12 protein-coding genes are annotated in these 21,196 nt (G+C 37.9%); 3 read left to right on the forward strand and 9 right to left on the reverse strand.

What is annotated here, in order from left to right:
* Positions 1–76 precede the first annotated feature (76 nt).
* Entirely contained in the window at positions 77–5,725 is a 5,649-nt protein-coding gene (locus C7D53_RS09035; RefSeq protein WP_106916049.1) for a hypothetical protein, read from the forward strand.
* Positions 5,726–5,799: 74 nt separating this feature from the next.
* On the opposite strand, the gene C7D53_RS09040 is transcribed toward C7D53_RS09035, so the two are convergent.
* Complete coding sequence (locus C7D53_RS09040; protein WP_162926137.1) at positions 5,800–6,399, reverse strand: hypothetical protein; 600 nt, start codon at positions 6,397–6,399, stop codon at positions 5,800–5,802.
* Between the two features lie 261 nt (positions 6,400–6,660).
* Here C7D53_RS09040 and C7D53_RS09045 point away from each other — a divergent pair, with 261 nt between their 5' ends.
* Together C7D53_RS09045 and C7D53_RS09050 are read left to right on the forward strand one after the other, a co-directional pair.
* Positions 6,661–9,471 carry a TonB-dependent receptor gene (locus C7D53_RS09045; protein ID WP_106916051.1) on the forward strand — a complete coding sequence of 937 codons (2,811 nt, stop codon included), beginning with the start codon at positions 6,661–6,663 and terminating at the stop codon, positions 9,469–9,471.
* Positions 9,472–9,475: 4 nt separating this feature from the next.
* Positions 9,476–10,522 (forward strand): phytase, encoded by a 1,047-nt coding sequence (locus tag C7D53_RS09050; RefSeq protein WP_106916052.1) that lies wholly within the window; start codon positions 9,476–9,478, stop codon positions 10,520–10,522.
* Between the two features lie 242 nt (positions 10,523–10,764).
* Here C7D53_RS09050 and C7D53_RS09055 read toward each other — a convergent pair whose 3' ends face one another.
* The 8 genes from C7D53_RS09055 to C7D53_RS09090 form a co-directional block, all read right to left on the reverse strand.
* On the reverse strand, positions 10,765–11,487 hold the full coding sequence (locus C7D53_RS09055) for a sterol desaturase family protein (protein ID WP_106916053.1): 723 nt from the start codon (positions 11,485–11,487) through the stop codon (positions 10,765–10,767).
* 68 nt (positions 11,488–11,555) lie between these two features.
* The gene (locus C7D53_RS09060; protein WP_106916054.1) at positions 11,556–11,828 is read right to left on the reverse strand and encodes a hypothetical protein; all 273 of its coding nucleotides are present in this window, start codon (positions 11,826–11,828) and stop codon (positions 11,556–11,558) included.
* Between the two features lie 32 nt (positions 11,829–11,860).
* The gene (locus C7D53_RS09065; protein ID WP_106916055.1) at positions 11,861–13,201 is read right to left on the reverse strand and encodes a S41 family peptidase; all 1,341 of its coding nucleotides are present in this window, start codon (positions 13,199–13,201) and stop codon (positions 11,861–11,863) included.
* 6 nt (positions 13,202–13,207) lie between these two features.
* Positions 13,208–13,951, reverse strand: a complete 744-nt coding sequence (locus C7D53_RS09070; RefSeq protein WP_228422269.1) for a hypothetical protein — start codon at positions 13,949–13,951, stop codon at positions 13,208–13,210.
* 178 nt (positions 13,952–14,129) lie between these two features.
* Complete coding sequence (locus C7D53_RS09075) at positions 14,130–15,053, reverse strand: T9SS-dependent choice-of-anchor J family protein (protein ID WP_106916056.1); 924 nt, start codon at positions 15,051–15,053, stop codon at positions 14,130–14,132.
* Between the two features lie 74 nt (positions 15,054–15,127).
* Positions 15,128–16,426, reverse strand: coding sequence for a hypothetical protein (locus C7D53_RS09080; protein WP_106916057.1), 1,299 nt, complete (start codon positions 16,424–16,426; stop codon positions 15,128–15,130).
* Positions 16,427–16,734: 308 nt separating this feature from the next.
* The gene (locus tag C7D53_RS09085) at positions 16,735–20,016 is read right to left on the reverse strand and encodes a TonB-dependent receptor (RefSeq protein WP_106916058.1); all 3,282 of its coding nucleotides are present in this window, start codon (positions 20,014–20,016) and stop codon (positions 16,735–16,737) included.
* 56 nt (positions 20,017–20,072) lie between these two features.
* On the reverse strand, positions 20,073–21,020 hold the full coding sequence (locus tag C7D53_RS09090; protein WP_228422271.1) for a FecR family protein: 948 nt from the start codon (positions 21,018–21,020) through the stop codon (positions 20,073–20,075).
* Positions 21,021–21,196: the final 176 nt, after the last annotated feature.

Below are 21,196 nucleotides of genomic sequence, written 5' to 3' on the forward strand. Positions count from 1 at the left end.
GATTTTTGACCTATTCATTGTCATCAGGGGTTGGGATTTTATCTCAGCTCATTATTAATCTTGTAATTCAAAGAACATGAAACTCAAATTATATTTCGTACTGCTTATTCTGATAAGCCAGAGTATTTTGGCGCAGAATAACTATTATTGGGTAGGTGGTGCCGGTAACTGGACAGACCTTAATCACTGGCGTATAGGTTCCTCATCGGGACAGGCAGCCACCATTATACCTTCCCGTTATGATAATGTTTATATTACTTCAGGAAGTGGTTTTACTTCCAGCGGAGGTATGCTTAATATCCCATCAACAGCTACCTGTAAGGATTTCATCATAGATGATTCATTTAATGCAAAGCTTAGCTTTCCGGCAGGAAGTGTTTTTAATGTGTATGGAAATCTGAAATGGAAATCTAATGCAGGTGCTTATTATAACCTGACCATGAATTTGTTTTCGGACAGCTCAAGTCCGACCCCAAACCTCATCGATATCGCTGATAACATGATTGATCCTTTATACGTTAATGGAGGATATCAGTCGTCTTTTAATCTCAAAGGAAACGGAACATTCAAGCTTGTGAAAAATTTTGCCAGCAACGGGTTTTTCCTATTCAATATCAGTGAGAGTGCTTTTCTGGATACGGATCATAAAAATATAAGCTCCTTAATGCTTACCCACAGTTCTACGGCGGCATCCAATTTTAGGTCTTCTACAATAACTACTTCCAATTCAATGACGTTCAACTCGTCTGCCAATCTTACCCAGGCTACTCTTACTTTTGCTTTGTTGAATATACAAACGACTCAGGATATAAAAAAAATACTCCTTACTTTTTCAGGATTTGCCCAAATATCAGGTGGAAATCTGCTGACCATTGATGAAGTTGCAGGAGTAGGAACTTCCGGGGGGAGTTTTACAGGAAATCAATTTAACATTAATAAATTCAATTTATACGCCTCTATACTCAATGCTAACTTGCTTAAGGCTAATGATATAGTAATTGGCGATGGAAGCGCTGAGATGATAGGATCCCGCTTTGAGATCAAAAACATGACTCTCGGTAAGGGAAATAATATTCTGCGTACATCACAATTTGACATCAATAATCTTACACTGAATGGTGGACAATACAATTTCCGCCAGCCTGTAGGTGGCCTTCCTACTTATTTTCAGGTTAATCAAACCCTTATTGCCAATACTCCATGTAACGGAGCTATTCCAAAGTTTGGAGCCTTAGATATTACGTTCCCTGTAAACCTCATTCTCCCGGGTACTCTCAACGGAAATGGAACTGCTTCTTTTAATGGCTATAATTTAATCACTACAAAACTTACCGGAGGGGCTTCTGTAACGGCAGGAATAAATGGTGGAAACAATACAGGAAACATTACCTATCCTGGAATTACAGCAAAAACCTATTACTGGATAGGCGGTGGTGGTAGCTGGAGTGATCCGGCACACTGGTCTTTCACATCAGGTGGGGCTTCTGCTAACTGTATTCCTATTATGTATGATGATGTAATTTTCAATGAAAATTCAGGGTTTACAGCTGGAAATAATACTGTCAGTAATAACGGTGCAATTGCTTCAGTACGAAATATGACCTGGAATAATGCTCCGGCTAATCCTGTTTTGAATGTAGGCATGAATTTATATGGCAATATTTATCTTCAAAAAGATATGACTGCTCCTGTAGCAATGACTTTACTCAAAAACAATACAGGAGATCCTGTCGTAAGCCGCTATATGAACTTTGAAGGTCAGAAAATCACTCAGCTGAGCATCTACGGAAATGATAACTTCTACCTTCTGCCCTCTAATTCAGGAACTCCTTATGATCTGGAAGTTGGTGGTGTTTTTAATTTTGATAACAATTCGCTGACAAGTAATCTTTATGCAGACGGAAGAAAAATAAAATCCGGAGAACTGTGGCTAGGCGGTAACAGTGTCAATATAAATAATGCTTTGCTGCGTCAAAATATCTTAAATATTATGGCCAAACAAACCATTACGGCACCCAATACGGCAGTATACACCCAAAGCTATAACGGGCGATATTACAATTCGGGAAATACCAATAATTTTTTCGGGAAAGTTTACAAAGAAGGAAATAGTATCGGAGATATACAGCATATGAATACCGAAAACTTTCAGGCTAATGGAGGAGATTTAAGATTTTTTGGAAACAATAAGGCAAAAAATGTTGCTATCAATGCTTCTTCCAATATCAATATGTTTGATGGCAGTACCAAATTTACCATAACAGACAGCTGGATATATAATCGTTCAGACTGTGATCTGGTTGTTAATTTCACGGGTCAGGGCGGCAGCAACCTTGTTTTGGGAAACAACATCAATGGTAATGGGTTCGTTGAATTGAACAGAATGAATTTTTCAGGAATTAATGCCAGCTACATTAATCCTGTTGGAGGAGCAAAACCTATTAATGCCAGCAACTCTATAGACAGTGGAAATAATTCCGGCATCAATTTTTTGGCTACTACTCCTAAAAACTTTTACTGGAAAGGAGGTCCCGGCACATGGAATGACCTCAGCCATTGGTCTTTGGATCCTACAAGTACAAGAACAACAGCCAATTGTGGTCTTCCTACCATTAATGACAATGTTTTCTTTGATCAATATTCCGGATTTTCTACAACAGGAATCACCAGTATACAGCTTTCTAATGATGTTTCCATTAATGACATAACATTCAGTGGATTAACACCCGGTTCAAGATCTCTTTTCTCAGGAAACAGCAACTATTACAAGATAAATGTCAACGGAAATGCAGTCTTGCATGCAGGATATTATGATGCCGGATACTTCAGCGGGTTTACGTTTGTAAATAATAATAAACCTACAGGTACCTTAAAAAATGTAACTCCCAATGGGGCAACTTCATCCCTTAATTTTGCCGGAGATGCCCAATGGAAAATCAACAGAGGAACTTCACAGTATGATCTTAATGGTAGCTCTAGTATTGGCCAAACCAGTATTCTTGGAAATATTTTGGATATAAGCGGTACTGTAATGAACATTAATGTGGTCAATATAAACGGTTCTCAGCTATTGATGGAAAACGCAGACCTTACTGTTAATTCCAGCTTTATCATCAACACCAAACAACCTGTTATAAACACTGCCAATAGTGTTATCAAGTTAATAAGAAACTTTGGGGGCTCTGATTCTGATATTACATTCAATAATTTAAATCATTATTTTGAAAAGATAGAATACACCAATTCTTCTACCAATACAGATTATATTATCTCTTTTAGCATGCTTGGCGGGGTTATTAATAACTTTATTATTCACTCAGCAACCAGTTCAAGAATTGATAAGGTTAATCCATCCATTCTTCTTAAAAACCCTATGGCTGTGAATAACCTGACCATTGAGAAAAATAATTTTGTTTCCTTAGACGGTAACCTGCAAGTCAATCAGTCATTAAAGATGCTGGGAGACTGTGTAGACAGACTTACTTTTGCTTCATCAAATGCACAACCGAAAACCTTACTGCTCCCAAATTACAGTACCAATCCATCCAATTACATAATGGATAAAATACAGTTTAAGGCAATCTCCTCTTCTGGTGGACAAACTTATACTGCTACAGGAAGTACGGATCTTGGAGGAAATAACGGTATCAATTTTCAGGATGCAATTCCCTCCACTCCAAGAAATCTTTACTGGATTGGTGGCCAGGGATTATGGCAAGATCCTCAACATTGGTCATTAAGTTCAGGTGGTATACCTGTTGCAGGATGTGATATTCCTACCGCAGCTGATCATGTATTCTTTGATCAGAATTCAGGGTTTACAGCCACCGCAAACAAGATCATGATCCGAGGAAATAACTTTTCGAAAGCCAATAACATCACTTTTAATAATGCTCCTCATCAACCGGTACTGGATTTTGGTATAAATGGCAGCAACCCTTATTATTTGAATGTTTATGGAAATCTTACCTTGCAAAACGACTTAAAAATTATAGTGCCAATGTCAACTTATGGGTTAACCCGTAACATCATCATGGCACAGGGAACTTCCACAGGGAGAACAAGATATATTGATGCAAAAGGAGCTTATATTTATCTGAATATTAATTCCCAGGATTATTTTGAATTAAAAAGTCCTTATCAGGGAGATATCAACTTTAATAATGCTGCAGGATTTAAAACCAATGACCAGCCAATGAATCTTGTTAATTTCAGCTGGAATCAAACGGTCAATAATAATCCTGTAGTAGATCTTGGGCAGTCCGTCATTACAGGCACAAGAACCAATAGCATTGGTGCTGCTAACTATTACGCTGCAGCAATTTCCTATTATAATTTCTATAGTCCTTATTTTTATATTAACTCAGGGAATAATCCAATCACTTTAAATGCAACTGCTGCTAAAGTAGATATAGGATATCTTACAACCAATACTCCTGATGGAGCCAGCTTTGGAGATCTTACCATCTGGAAAGACGGAACAGTAAATACCGGAACAAAAATCTGGAATTTTAATAAAATGACTTTCCTCGGAAGTTCTGCCGTCAATTCTGTAAGTACGCTGACCTCCGCAGGTAAGTATAAAACACTATACTTTAATCCCGGATCTTATCAGATAGAAAGCAGCCAGACTGTAACTGAAAATCTATTCATGACAGGAACTCCCTGTAACAGAATTTCTGTCATCAAGTCAGCTGCTGGTCAGAATACCATCAATCTGGACCCGGCAGCAGCATACACCATGTTTTATGCTTCCATCAGAGATATGAACTTTTCCCGCTCTGTAAGTGCTTATGGGAATAGCCAGGATTTGGGAAATACAGCCAACCTTACTATTGTCCCTACCAATGTACAGGCAGCAGGCTTCGGAGGTAACAAGACCCTTTGTGCTTCCGAGTTTCCAAAAACCTATGATGCATCCGCTTTATATGGAACGGATCCCAATGCAAGCTATACCTGGACGAAACTTAATACTCCCAATTCAGGAGTGATGAGTACAAGTCCGTTGGTAACATTTACACAGCCTGGAAACTACAGGGTAAATGTCACCTATAGTCAGGATGGATGTAATATTACAGAAGACTTTACTATTTCTTCCATTGCACTGCCGGCAGACAGCAGCATTTCTTCGGCTACAAGTGCTTCAAAGCAGATTTCCGGAGATATAGAAGTAAAGTTTAAAGGATCTCTTGCCCAGGCCTATATCTTTACGTATAGCATTAACGGAGGTCCTGATCAAGAAATTGCATCTGCGGCTAACGGGGAAGCAATTATTCTTCATTCTAAAGCCCAGGCAGGAACGTTTGTTTACCGTCTTAAAAGCATCAGATTTGCTACCGGAGAAGCTTGTCCGGCTGCGATCAGTAATAAAAAGATGATTGTGAATATTAACCCTGACTGCCCTACTCCGGGCGTCATGATGTTGATGGATAATGTTCTCCGAGGTTGCACTTCTGCTACGGGAGCAAGACGCTTATCAGAACTAAGTCCTTCTGGTGTAATAAACCCGCCAACAGATACTGGTGTGACAAGGCTTATTTCAGGAACAGGAATTGTAGTAAAGGAAGGAAATGATGTATTCCTGATCCGTAATGAGAACGCCATCCCCGAAACTCTTATACTTCCCACAAACAAGACTCATATTCTGGGAGCTATTATTTATCACAACGATCACTTTTACGAAGGAGTAGAAAACGGAAAATGGATAAGGGTAGATAATGATTAAAATTGCACTTAACTAAAACTGACTAATCATCACGAGCCGCATTGGAAATATTTCAATGCGGTTTTTTTGTTACTTTATATTTTATTTTGATCAAAAAAATCCCTCAGCAACTTTGAACTTTGCTCAGCGGTTTTTAAGTTAACGGTTTCTCCATTTTCATCAGTGGTAAAGTGTCCTTTAAAAGCTTCCGGCATTCTGTCATATTGTTCATTCACCTGTTCCAGCAGGTCTTTAAAAGATGTATACTTATATTTTTCAACAAGAAATGGTAATGCATTTTTCCCTCTCAGTAATTCATATTCCTGATAATTGTAAGGGGTTGTTTGCTCACGTTTTGCCAATGTCCCTTTAAGTTTATTTACAAGCTTTTCAATATCTTTTTCCTCTGAAAACAAAGCCAATCCCCGCAAGGCATAGATTTTCATATCCAGATATCTTTCTTTTTTATAAGCCAGCTCAAAAAATGACTGAAGCTTGGGATAAGTTTGATTATAAAGGAGTTTCAGGATTCTGTTTCGATAATCAATCTGCTTAGTGGTTGTATAAATTCTGATCAAGCTTTCAAAATTTTCAGGAGTAAGATCACCAGATTCAAGATTATACAATGCGTTCCTAAAATCTATATGTCTCTCATTAAGTTTTTCATCTGATAGAATCTTCGGAAATCTGCTCATCTTATTGGTAAATTTTGATATGGGTTTATTTCTTATGCAAATTGAGAAAAATAATTTAAAACTATGGGTAGGAATAGAATTAAATTTTTCCATAAAGCCCTTTTCTATTGATGCATTGATCGTACCTAGCATTTACATTCCAAATACAAGACTCTATTTCTTTCCATATTAACAAATCTTAAAACAATGTTAATTTTCACTTCAGGCACCTTTCCAAACAGTCGTTTAATTTTGTTGTGATTTTAATCTAATCAAAAGAAAGTGAAGAAAATTTTTACATCTGTTTTGTTTTGTGCTTCAATTTTTTTCTATGCACAAACCGGTACTCTTTCCGGAAATATTAATGACGATACTAAAATTGCCCTGCCGGGAGCCAAAATCTCCTTAAGCCCGGGAAATATTTATACAACCTCTGATGAGCATGGAAATTTTGTTTTCCTGAATGTTCCTCCTGGTAATTATACCATGAAAGTGGATTATCTAGGCTATGGAGCGCATGAATATCGTGTTATCATAGAATCTGAAAAAAATACCAAACAAAACATCGTTTTCGATAAAAAGGAAACAAATATTGCGGAAATCGTAGTTTCAGGAGCTACTTTAAAGAATCAGGCAAGAGCTCTGAACAAACAGAAAAACAATGCCAATATTACCAATGTGATCTCTTCTGACCAAATCGGTCGTTTTCCTGATGCCAACATCGGTGATGCGCTGAAACGTGTTCCCGGAATTACCATACAAAATGATCAGGGGGAAGCCAGAAACCTTATTATCAGAGGCCTTGCTCCCAACCTAAACTCGGTAACCCTGAATGGTGACAGAATTCCTTCTGCCGAAGGGGATAACCGTAATGTTCAGATGGACCTGATTCCTTCTGATATGATCTCTACCATTGAAGTAAATAAAACCTTGACTCCTGATATGGATGCTGATGCCATCGGTGGTTCTGTAAACCTTATCACAAGGGCTTCTCCTAATGGGCAGAGAATTTCTGCAACATTGGCCGGAGGATATAATCCGATTCGTGAAAAAGGAAACTATACAGCCGGATTTGTATATGGAAACCGTTTTTTAGACAAAAAATTGGGAGCTGTATTTAGCTTTTCTTATAACAACAATAATTTTGGTTCAGACAATATAGAACCTGTATGGAGCCAGGCCAATGATGTGGCACAAACTGTTTATGTAAGCAAAATGGGTGTCCGTCACTATAATGAACATCGTATCAGGCATAGTTTTGATCTTAATATGGATTATGAATTCAATTCTAAAAATAAGATCTATGCTTCCGCCATGTACAACTTCAGGAATGACAAGGAAAACCGTTTTGCATTAGGCTATAAAATAAAACCAGTCTATAATACTGACGAATCTGAGATTACAGGCTGGAAAGGCAGCATCACAAGGCAAAATAAGGGTGGAGATTCAGGCAATGATAATACCCGTCTTGAAAAGCAAAAGGTTCAGAATTATGCTTTAAGAGGAGAACACCTTCTCGGAACTAAAGTAGATCTTGACTGGTCTATGAACTACGCTACAGCCAGTGAAGACAAGCCTCATCAAAGGTATATAGAGTTTGAAAACAGCAAAATGAATTTTTCACCGGACCTTAGTGACCCGAGAAAACCTATGTTCAATCTTCTGGCAGCAGATAATTTAGGAAGTTATAAATTAAGTGATCTTTCGGATGCCAACAGCTTTACACAGGAAAAGGAGTTTGGCGCCAAAGTGAATGTACGTTTTCCCCTATCCGTTATAGAGGACCAAAAAGGTAGGCTTCGTACCGGTTTCCGTATGCGTTTAAAGGAAAAGGAAAGAGATAATGATTTCTATGCCTTTGAACCCGCCAGCAGCATGGGCAGTCTTCTTTCTGTCCCTACTGTATATCTTGACGGGAAAAACTTTCAACCGGGGAATTATGTTCCCGGAGCATTCGTTGATCCCGCTTATTTGGGAGGATTGGATCTTTTTAATTCTGGGCAATTCAATGGTAAGCTGAAGCCATCAAAATTCCTTTCCAATAACTACAGTGCAAAGGAGCAGATTTATGCAGGATATATCCGTTGGGATCAGGATTTTAATGATAAGCTCTCCATGATTGTAGGGGCTCGTGTTGAAACTACAAAGATTGATTACACCGGAAATTATATAATGAATGAAAGTAATCTGATTGGAAAGATCAACAACACAAACACTTACACCAATGTACTTCCCAACCTATCATTCAAATATGTACCTGTTCAGGATCTTGTACTTCGTGCGGCATTTACAACAGCCATTGCACGCCCGAATTACTATTCACTGGTTCCTTACCTGAATGTGATTTCAGAAGATGAAGTTATTTCAGCAGGAAATCCAAATTTAAAGGCAACATATGCTTATAACTTCGACTTTATGGCAGAAAAGTACTTTAAATCTGTGGGGATTCTTTCCGGAGGAATTTTTTACAAAAACCTGAACGACTTTATTTATACCTATTCCAGAAGAAATTACACAGCCAATGATTTTTCCAGTGAATTTGCAGGACAATCCAATCCTATTCCGGCCGGAGAAAGCAACTGGAAATTTACCCAGCAGCGTAATGGTGACAATGTAGACATCTATGGTTTTGAAGTGGCTTTACAGAGGCAACTGGATTTCATTCCGGGAGCATTCTGGAAGGGTATGGGAGTATATGTTAATTATACGTACACCCAATCAAAAGCTAAAGGAATTACCAATGAAGATGGTATTGAAAGAACGGACGTAGGTCTTCCGGGAGCTGCACCTCATATGTTCAACGGATCACTTTCATGGGAGAACAAGCGTTTTTCTGCAAGGGTTTCCATGAATTACGCTTCTCATTATATTGATGAATTGGGAGGTAAATCCTTTGATGATCGTTATTATGACAAGCAATTTTTCCTTGATGCCAATGCCTCCTATAAAATCACAAGCCAGTTAAGAATTTTTGCTGAAGCCAATAATCTGACCAATCAACCGTTAAGATACTACCAGGGAATTCAGAGCAGAACAGCACAGGCAGAATATTACAGACCTAGATTTACTTTAGGGGTGAAATTTGATTTTTAACAACATGAAAAAGATTATATATTATATCGCAGCACTTGCCATTTTTCCTTTTGTGATAGGCTGTAAGGGGCAGAATCAATTAGGAGAAAAACTAAAACCAACAGTCATTACAGAAACTGTAGTGCATGATACCGATGATCCTGCCATATGGATCAATCCAAAAGATGCTTCAAAGAGTATCGTCATTGGGACAGATAAGGATACTGATGGCGGATTGTACGCCTTTGACCTTAACGGTAAGATCACTCACAAGGTTTTGGGACTCAAGCGCCCTAATAATGTTGATATTGAGTATGGTTTTATTTTAAATGGAAAAAAGACAGACATAGCAGCTGTTACAGAGCGGGAAACCAATAAGGTAAAGCTTTACTCTCTTCCTGAGCTGAAAGAGGTTGGCGAGTTTTCTGTATTTGATGGAGAAACCGAACGTGGCCCGATGGGAATTTCTATGTATAAAAATCCGGAAACTGAAGAGATTTTCGCTATTGTAGGAAGAAAATCCGGCCCGAAGGAGGGTTATCTCTGGCAATATAAGCTTTCTGAAAAAGAGGGGATCATTACAGGGGAAGTTGCCCGCAAATTTGGAAAATACAGTGGTCTGAAAGAGATTGAAAGCATTGCTGTAGATGATGAAATGGGATATATTTATTATTCTGATGAGCAGTTTGGAATTCATCAATATGATGCAGATCCGGCAAAAGGGAATGAAGAACTTTTGGTTTTCGGACAGGGTGACTTCACCTCTGATGTGGAAGGAATCTCCATTTACCCTACTTCAAAAGGGAAAGGATATATTTTGGTTTCTAATCAGCAGAATGATACGTTTAATGTATATTTAAGAGAAGATCCGGCCAAGGGACGTATCGCGGAAATTCCTGTTTCTACTCTTGAAAGTGATGGTTCTGAGGTAACGAATGTCAATTTGGGGCCAAAATTTCCTAAGGGCGTTTTTGTGGCCATGAGCAACGGCAGAGTCTTCCATATATATGACTGGAGGCTTATTGAAGAGAGAATTGAATCCGCTATAAAAACCTCAAAGCAAACAAAATAAGTTTTTAAATATTGTATATAATGTAAGCCATTAGGATAAAAATTTTTCAAAAATCTTAATGGCTTATTTTTTTATTTTATTCTACAATCAATTTTATCAAAGATAAAATCCTTGCGTCTTTTCATATTACACCAGTAATAAATCTTAGCGACTTTGCGTGTCCAACATATAGAAAACAGAAACCTTTTCCGGAAGCAAAAATCTGCAAGAGAAACTATCCACAATCAATTGTATCAAAATCATTACTTATAAGTCCTGAACAACCTATCCCAAATAGAGGTATAAAACCCAAAGTTCTTCGTTTCCTCCAAATGATGCTGGTTATGAAATCTGGTTGTTCCCACAAAGAATTTGTCAAAACTGGCAGGGAAAAACTCTCGATTTAGATGTCCTATAGTTCCCCAAATAAGATTGATAAGCAGATAAATGGAAACTGAAACAACAGAAAAGTCATACATCATCAGTAAAATCAGCATCATTATTCCAAAGCCTATGGTTTCAAAGGGATGAAGAACAAAAAGGCTCAGATAATTGGTGCTTATATGCTCATGATGTTTTCCATGTAAAAGTTTATATACAAAAGGTAAATGGGCAGCATAATGAAAGAAATACATCAGAAGATCCATCAAAAGAAGCAATGCAATCACTTCCAGAACAATGATGCCTGACGAAAGGGTATTTTCAACCTCTATCCATCCATTTTTCCATAGAAAAACGCCTATCAGCATTACAAGACTGTTACAAAAAACGGTAAGCAGGCTGAGATAGAAATCCGGCTTTGTAACAGGATGATCCTGTTTCTGCAGCTTACTTTTGCGACAGGTTTTATCAATAAACAGATAGAGCCCTATTGAAAACAGGTATAGAAAAACATTTATGACCAGGCTGAACATGATCCATTGGGGCCAGGAAAATTGCCAAAATAATTCTAGGTAATCGGAAAGTTCAGTCTCATTAAAATTCATAAACTCTTCATCTTTCAACTTGATGTTATAAAAGTATGAATTTCGTTTTTAAAAATCAGCCTTTCGGATCATTTCTCGTTTGCTTTTTTCCTAAGTTCCCGAAGCCTTACAGTGAGTTTACGTCTTAAATCATTATGATATTCACGATAATTTTTTATACTATTCTCCAAATTCTTTTTATTGAGCAAATAATCATCATACAATTCATCAAGTTCCGAAATCTTTACCAGAATATCAGAAGACTGAGATTCTGGGTTGTCCATAGCTTCCTGTAACAGTGTGCGAAAGCATTCCATACGGCCCATCAGGCTTGTGTGAAGTTTAGGTTCTATTCCTTGCATTGTTTTACTTTTAAAAAAACTTAAATGAATGGCTACTTATGCCCCTGGATAAAATTAAGGTCACTCTGATACAAGATCTTCACGTCATTATGCAGCTCATCTTGACCTGCTGATTTTAGATAGGTACCGTTAAGAACAGATGAAATCAGGATTTCATTGGGGTTGCCCAAAGGTAATAAAGGTAACTCAGCATATTCATTCACCATGATCTGTGGGGAGATGCCATTGCTATATTCTCCGGATCCATCGGCATTAAATACTTTGTACACTACCGGATGAATCTGCCATGAGACCTTTTTGGGCTTCCTTTTATCTTCCACTGTAAATCCGGCCATATCTTTTCCTAAAGTGGTATTCCCGATTTGAACGACCTGCAGATAAGGTTTCAGGTTATTAATCACTATTTCTGCGGCAGATGCCGTACTGTTTGAAGTCAGAATATAGATTTTATTTAACCCCAAGGCATTGGCACGCAAGGCATTAAAATCAAGAGCTTTTGGATCATAGGCAATCTGCTGGGCAAATGTTCTTTTTACCTGACCTCCATTTTTATTTCCTTTAAACAATATGAATGGTGAACCTGCGGAAATACCTGCGGGAATCAGAGCGCAAAGTGCCGCAGCAGCAGACACAGATCCTCCATAGTTATACCGAAGATCCAGAATCAGTTCCTGTACGCCGGCTGCTTTAAATTCTGCAAATTTCTGATTGAGCACGGAAGTCATTCCATCCGGAAAGTCATAGATATAAAGGTAGCCTACTTTTTTACCGTTTTTTTCGAATATTTTAGTGAGTACAGGCTGTTCAAGAGATAAACCGTAATAGACCTTAACCTCCTTTTCATTTGTAATGGTACCATTTTTCCAATCTCCCAAAGTAAGATCCAACACAGTGAAATCTTTCATGGTAGTTGTAATGGTTTCTGCGTTGGCTGCTGTTATGGTTTTCCCATTGATTTTGGTAATAATCATTCCTCGTTCCAGACCGGCATTGAATGCGGGAGAATTTTTAAGAACCAGCTTAATGACCGTTACCACTTCCCCATTTGTCAGCTGAAGAACAGTATAATCAAAGCCATACATAATCCTAATGGAACGTGGATAGCTGGAAGAGTCTTCGGTATTTACAATAAATGAAAAACGATCCTGAGAAGATAAAAGGCTTTTAAAAAAATCTTTTACCGGAAGATGATAATCAGGTTTGGCAGGCATCTGATCTGCCCAGTAATAGTAGCGCTTCATACTGTCCTGAACCCAGACGTTGACAGACTCTGTACTTCCATCAGGAAAAACAGGTATATTTTCATCACTGTTGGTACAGGATATTAAAATGGCTACGATGGCTATACATTGAAGTTTTAAAAAATTTCTCATCGCTGATTACAAATATTCTGCTACATCAATATCACCTTTTACCAACCATGTTCCATTCTCCAGTTTTTCCTGAAGAACAATCATATTGGCACCCATGTGTTGTTTCACTTTTACCTTGATAATTCCTGTTCCGGCATAGGGCTCTGTAGTCCCCGGCTTATATAATTCAAGATATACAGGAGCCGTAGAACTAAAAAAGCTATAGATTTTTAGGGCCGTAAAATTATCTTTTCCAATATTGTCAAACTCTGCCAATACCGCCCCATTTTCTCTTTTTAAAACACCTTTTACATTTTTAAGGGATGATCCTGAAAATTCTCCCAGATTCGGAAAAATAAACTCGAAGCCTACTTTTCCGAGATTTACCTGAGGTTTTGTGATATAAGTTTGCAGAAAAATGCCCGGGAAGTTGAAGAAATATAGCTTTTTATAATCATCTATATTATCATAAGTGATATTGTATTGTGCTATTTCCTTTCCTGTTTCATTATTATATATTGCCAGTTTGTTGGTCTCTCCTTGATCCTGCGCAAACTGAATATTGGTCTCTATTTTATTGGTATATGAAGTATTTCCGTTAATGGATACGGGAGTTCCATTAAATCTCAGCTGAATTACATCAGGCTTGGAGTATCCGTTGATTGTGATATCTCCGGGTTTTTGTATTGTATCATACGGCTCCATTACAGTATTGTCTGTACAGGAAAATAGTATGGTAAATAATAATAGTACTGCAAAGATCTTATTCATCTTTTATATTATTTTAAAACTTAAAAAATATTGCCCCACCCTATAGCAGGGCAATATATAATTATAAAAAAACTAGTTGGATATGTTCTGGATAAAGCTTTTCTACAAATCTCTACCCATTATTGTATATTTAAAATTTCATGATGTTTCTAAAAATCATTTTTAAAATCAAGAATGGCTACTTCTTAATAAAATTTAACCTTTCTGTGATCTTTCCATCAGTAACCTCCACGGTGTAAACTCCTGTAGATAAACCTGCTACATTCATAGATTTGGAATACTGAGTGGCCATAACTTTCTGACCTGATCTATTGTAGATATTGATCATTGTTATATTTTCTTTCAATGCCGGATTAAGCTGTAACTGTAGTTGATCTTTTACCGGATTTTCTATTATTTTAGTAAGATTTTCTTTCTTTTTTACATCCTTTGTGTTTAGAGACAATGTAGCATAAATAGCCATTTCATCTATATTAATATTCTGAATATTGTTCCCTAATGCTTTTCTGTTTGACCATATACCTATGTAAATTTTCTTTCCTGCAAAAGCAGACAGATCTACAATACTTTCTACAAACTGGGTAACATCTGACGGAAATGGATTATTGGTGTATCCCCCCTGTATTTTATAAGGATTAGGAAGATCGTTCCCATTGGCATCTACAGCAAGTGACTGGAAGTCTGATAAGGCAGGAACCGGTTTCTCCGGAGTACTCACGTAGATATAAAGATCTCTGGCAACAGAAGCCTGACTTGCTCTTTGTCTTGCTACGAAGGCGGCCAGCATAATACTTCCTCCTGCAGAGGACAAATCAATCTCAGGCGAAATGATCCAGTCATTTTCTGTATTGAAACTGGCAGCAGTACCTGATGGAACTAAGCTTATGGAATAACGAAGTGATCCTGAATTTCCCAATACCATTGATGTTCCGTTATGGTAAATATTTTTTCCTTGAACCCATTTGTTTCCATTATTGTTTAAATCATGAATGGTCCATCCCTGAAGATCATCCTCTGTTTCAAAGGAGTTGCTCCATATTTGAAACTGTGCAGCCGCAGCCTGTGATACCAATACAATAGATAGTAAAATTAATTTTTTCATAATACTTGTTATTAAGATTTTTTTGAAGAATAAAAGCAGGGAAAGACAAGAATGCCTTCCCTGCTTTTTAAGTCTTATTCCTGAACTGAGAAATCATATTTTGTCCAAATACCCTGGAAGTTTCCACAGTTTCTAGGAGAAACATTCCATGGTCCTTCGTTGAAGAACGGCTGGCTCATTCCCCATAGTGAAGCAAGAGATCCCGTTAATAGGTTTGCAGTAGGAATTCCGGCAGTTCCTGTTCCTGTAACAGAAGTTCCGAATCCGTGTACAAGGATTGAGTTTAGGTTAGAAGCTGAAGAAAGCTCAGACCCTGTTCCTTCTACTTTGATTCCTACAGGATATCCTGTAACTACAGCATTATTTAATGTTAATTTTCCATTTCTTCTGATATGGATACCGTTTTCGTAAGCAAGTCCTTGTCCTGCGGATCCATTTCTTGCCCCAATGATTGTAAGGTTATTGATTATAGGATTTGTAATCAATGATGTAGCCGTACCTCCTGCGTTGTTATCCAATTCGATACCGTTAGAATCTGGAGAACCTCCACTTACGGTGTGTGCTGATTTGTAATCTGCCAAAGACAATGCACATGTGATTGTTCCTGTATATCCGTTATCAAAATCGAAGTTATCATCTTCAGCAGCAAAAGATACCAAGTTGGAAGCATTTACCGTTCCTCCGAAGAATTCGAAAGAATCATCCTGACCATAAGAAACCTGAATATGATCTAATGTAGTTCCGTTACCAACACCTCCTAATGATAATGCGTTTACTTCGTTTCCAGAGTTAGCTCCTACGAAATCATACCCTGCAAATTCAATACGCACATATTTCATTGTTCCTGCGCTGTGAGCCGGATTGGTTCCTCCAAAGTAATAGTCATCACCGCTTAACCCTTCAATAGTTGTTGTAAAGGGTACATTGGTAGGAGCATCACCCAATAGGATAACTCCTCCGAAATCTCCTGGAGTAGCTGTTGTAGTTTCTTCTCCGTCCAACAATTTATAACTTGTAAAGACAATAGGCTGAGCTTCTGTACCTACAGCATTGATCTTAGCTGATTTTGTAATAACCAAAATTCCAGAACCTTCTCCTGATGCATTCGGTTTAGCTTTGATAAATGTACCTGGCTGTATTGTAAGTGTTGCTCCGTTTTTAACTGTTACTGTACCGTCAAGCTCTATTACTCCGCTCCAAGTAGTGTTACCAGTAATTGCTCCACTTACAGTAGTAACAGGAAGTGAAGAAGCTGTAAGATATTCAGCAGAAGTAGGTTTCATTTCGAAAGGAGTTGAAGAATCTGCTAAGTGGTCGTTCTGACAAGCAGTAAGGGATAATGCAGCAACTGCAATTAGAGTTAATCTTTTCATTGTTATAATTTTTAGTAGATCCCGGTATCTATTTTATGACCGGAAGTTTTAATATTTAGGAATATCCGTCTCTATATTCCTTCGATTTGGTTTTTTATATTCATCCGGTATTCCAGGAGGGGCTGTCCTACCGAAGTTCCCTTTGAGTCCGCTTCTGTTCGGGAAAAACAGCAACGTTCGGTTTTTGCTCATCCGGTACTGCTGTGCGCATCATCAGTATTGATCCGGTTCATGTTCAGGCTACCGAAACCTGTACGTTTCTATATCAAGAGCTCTTTTTCTCATTTTAAGTTTTGGGCAGGCAGATATTAAAAGGTATACCCTACACTTAGCCCGAATATTCTTCCGCTGTATGCCCGGAATAAAATTTTATCAACATCCTTATCATACTTATCGGTAGCTCCGGGTAAAAGTGCCAAGGATTCTCTGTAGGTTCCTACCGTACTTCCGCCATCTTTCTCATTCAAATAAGAATTATAATTGTTGTAATATTCCTTTACTCTGTTGAATAGGTTTCTTACATTCAATTTCAGTTCAAGATTTCTGTTTCTCAAGAATTTATATGAAATCTGTGCATCTGCCACGGCATATGGACGTTGTATTTCTTCTCCGCTGTAGGCATACCCTACCGTCATATACTGATCTCCTTTTGCATTGTACAAAAAACTGGCTCCCAGCCTCTCTCCGTCATACATTAATCCTAAGTTATAGGCATAGGGAGTTTGTCCGTAAAGAGGCCTTCCCACTTCGTAGGTTGCGTCTTCATCCTTTGTTTTTTCTCTGTCTTTAAAGGCGATTACCTTAGTATCATTGTAAGTGAAATTTCCGCTTATGAAAAGCTTTGAAAGAAAGGAATCCGGTACAATAAAGCCCAGGTTTTTTCTTACCTCTACTTCAAATCCTTTCAACTTTGCATTCTTTGAATTTCCATTGTACAGATACAGATTTCCCTCACTGGAAATATATCCTTCACGTTCTATGGGACGGTCTATATCTTTATAATATATTCCGGCAGAAAATATCTCTCCTAATCCCGGAAACCATTCAAATTTAAAATCGTAGTTATTCACCACAGAAGAAACCATTTCGGTATTGAAAATTTGTCCATTGGCAATCGGGTCAAAATAAGGTAGTCCTGTTCTTTCATTAAACTGTGGGCGTATAACGGTTTTACTGTAGGCCAACCTCAGATTCATTTTATTGGTGGGACTGTAGGTAAAATTGGCGGAGGGCATCCATTGCCATGGTCTATCATCAATACCGGATCGGGAAAAATTTCGGGAATCTTTAGGATCTAACTGCTGAGAAATAAGATCATATCTGAAATATTCTGCCCTCAATCCCCAAACCAACCTGAATTTATTTTTCCAACGGTTGTCAAACATCACATAGGCAGCATGCTGATCCACTTCTCCCTCATATTTTTCATTTTTATAAAGAGGCCTGGTCTGCCATCCTATTCCTCCCGGTGCATAATGAGAGCCATTGAACCATTCGGAAAGAGGTCCGTACATTATTAAGATATTAGAATTGGAAACCTCTCTGTTTTCATCTACTCTAAGCAGAAATTTCTGTTGTTGGTTCGTATTGGATTTGGAAGCACCGGCATACCCTACCTTGATATCATTTTTAAAATTTCCCCTGTCAAGGTTTAGCTTAAAAGATGCTCCATAGTTATAGTCGGTTTCTTTATTTTCAATATACCCTCTTGCAAAATCACTTGAGGAATTATTAATATTATGATAGCTTAGGATTTCATTACCCATGAAACGGTATAAAGCCTGATGTAAAGTATAATCCTTGGTATCTGAGGTAACCCCTGTTCTGGCTGCAAACCAGTTGATTTCCAAATTTCCTGTTTTATGATTTCCCTCCAGCTTATTTTGCAAAAATGATTGATAAACAGGATAATTGGCATTATCAGTATAAGGAGCATCCAAAGATTTGATCTGTGATGGATCATTATTCGGAATAACTCCGTGGTAAAAGTAATTATAGGCAAGCTCTGCATTGGCCGGAAGAGCACTTCCGCTAGAATATTCGTTCCAGCCGGTAACCCTTGTCAAAGTATTGTCATAAATATGCGTGTAGGAGTTACGGAATGATATTCTGGTTTTATTAAGCTGTAATCCAAAGTTTAGCATTCCGGCTACTGTGGAATTGTAATTATAAGATGCTCCTGAGTTTTTAAAATTATAAAAAGGGATTTTTCCGTTGGCATCCGGTACGCCCGTAGTATCCATCCAGTTTCCTCTTCCTGTATGATCTATGTCCAGCTTATTCTGTTCGTTTCTGATGATAAAAGCACCTGCAAAACCCCATTTATTATTGTTTTTAAGTGCATATGTTCTTCCTAAAGCCAGCTGCATATTAGATCCCATATCCCCTTTTGTACGGTAGGTTGTAAAGTTGTCATTGGTGAACTGTTTAGACTGTTCAAAAAACATAGGGTTGTTCCAGTTCATTGGTTCAAGTCCCTTTGGAAAATCTCTTGTTCCGTCATCATATCCGAAATAATCGTATTTACCACGCTTACGGGTAAGAAAATCTTTGAAAGCAGCCTGATCATTATAAGAAGTCCCCAAACTCACCGTCGTAAAGTTCTCGTTGGGAATATCCTTTGTTCTCACTTCTACATAACCTCCTGCAAAATTGGCATTCATATCAGGGGTTGCAGACTTACTTACCACTACACTTTCCACCATTGCCGTGGGAATAATATCGAAAGAAAAATTCTGGTTATATGCCTCTGTACTTGGTAAATTGATACCATCCATGGCAGCTGTATTCCAACGTTCCCCCATAGATCGTACAACAACGTATTTGTTGTCTATGGTAGTAATCCCCGTTACCCTTTTCAATGTTCCACCCACATCATTATCCGGTGTTTTTGAAATCTGTTCGGCAGAGATCCCATCACTCATTTGGGCTGCTTTTTTCTGCTGAGCCAGTAATCCGGCCTGGGTATCTGCTTTTCTAGTGGCTGTAACCACCACTTCCTTAATGTCTGTAATCTTATCAGAAGCCTTGTTTAGGGCAAATGACACTGCATTTGTTTCTTTATTGAGGATGGATAGTTTTTCTACCCGAAGGGTATTGTACTTGGCCGCTTTTATTGTTAAATTGTAGGTTCCTGAAGGGAGATCCGTTGAAAAGTCACCATTATTGTCTGTGACTACCGTTTTTCCGGCAATATTTACTTCTGCTCCTGCGATAGGATTTCCCACCTCATCTACTATTTTCCCGGAAATACGTCCGTTTCCCGGTATAGAAGTATTACCCCCCTCATACTTTATTGAAATAAGGTCTCCATGCAATCGGAATACGACAGGAAGACCACTGATAATGTCTTTCAGGCAGCCATTGATCGTAGAATTTTCACATTTTACGCCTTTTACCCTTAGCTCTTTAATATCTACCTTTGAATAGGCCAGTCTCATACCTGTTTTTCCTGCAAAGTCCTCCAAAACTTCAATGAGCGGTCGGCTGGCAGGAACAGAAAATGAAACTTTCTGAACCAACTCCTGTGCTTCTGCTGCAACGGTAAAAAATAAGGCTGCTATGGTAAAACCACATTTCAAACTTCTCATACGTTAGTGTTCTCTTTTAATTAAAGGTTATCTGATTATTTAATTTTTTTGATGATTTACTTTTTCAGGATATAGGTGTTGTCTTTTTTAAGAACCTCAAAACCCAATATAAAGGCCAATGATTCAATATTCTCACCGACTGTTCCCCCTGTAAAATCGGCTGTGACTTTTTTATTTTCAATGTCTTTCGGATAATGAATGGTTGTCTTGTAATTCCCCTCCAAAACGGCAATCACTTCTTTTAAAGGCACATCGTTAAAACTTAAGGATAATAGCTCAGAAGTTTGTTTTCCGGAGGCTTTATCAGAAACAAAAGAAATAACAGCAGTGGTATGTGCAATCCCGAAATTGGTCCATTTCTGATTAGGCTTAAGAAATGAAACAGGAACTCCGGCAGAAGATACCGCAACCTTACCCTCATAAAGGTCTACCGCTTTTCTCTTCCCGGATTGGGAGATTTTAAATACCGTTCCCAATACCTTGGTACTGAAACCGTCTGCATATACAATAAAGGGATGAGTTTTTGATTTAGCTACAGAAAAAATAGCATCACCTTTTAAATTAACCACTCTGGTAGAAGCAGGAAATGATTTTGAAACCGTAAGTTCTGCACCCCGTAATAAGGTGACAACAGATCCGTCTTCCAGATGAATAATACGTTTCCCAGATTCAGCCAGATAAATATCAGGCTTAATGAATGTGTGATAAGTAAAGAGACCTCCCAACGAAAAAAGCAGAACAATTGCCGCTGCAATTTGATAGGAATACCTTTTTAATCTTCCTATCGATGGGGTTTTATGTGATGATGTAAAATAAGATTCCAGACCGGACAGGATTCTTTCTTTGGATTCTTTCATATGAACAGCATCCAGATCTTTTTCAGCATTGGTCTTCCATTGTCCTAAAAGCTCTTTTTCCTTTTCAGAAATGTTTTCACCTGAGACTTCACGTGCCCAAAGTTTAAAAACAAAGGCCTCAATATTTTTATAGTTAAAATGTTTCATAAAATATTTCATAGTATTCACAGATACTTCTATCTATAAGACCATGAAAATGAAAAACTTCCCCAGCCATTTCTTAATATTTTATTCATATTAAAGCCAGATTTGGGATTATTTTTAACTTACTTTACATTTACTCAACATTAACTTCATATTTAAGCCCAGTTTTATAGAAATAT

The sequence above is a fragment of the Chryseobacterium aurantiacum genome (assembly GCF_003020585.1).
Lineage (GTDB): Bacteria > Bacteroidota > Bacteroidia > Flavobacteriales > Weeksellaceae > Chryseobacterium > Chryseobacterium aurantiacum.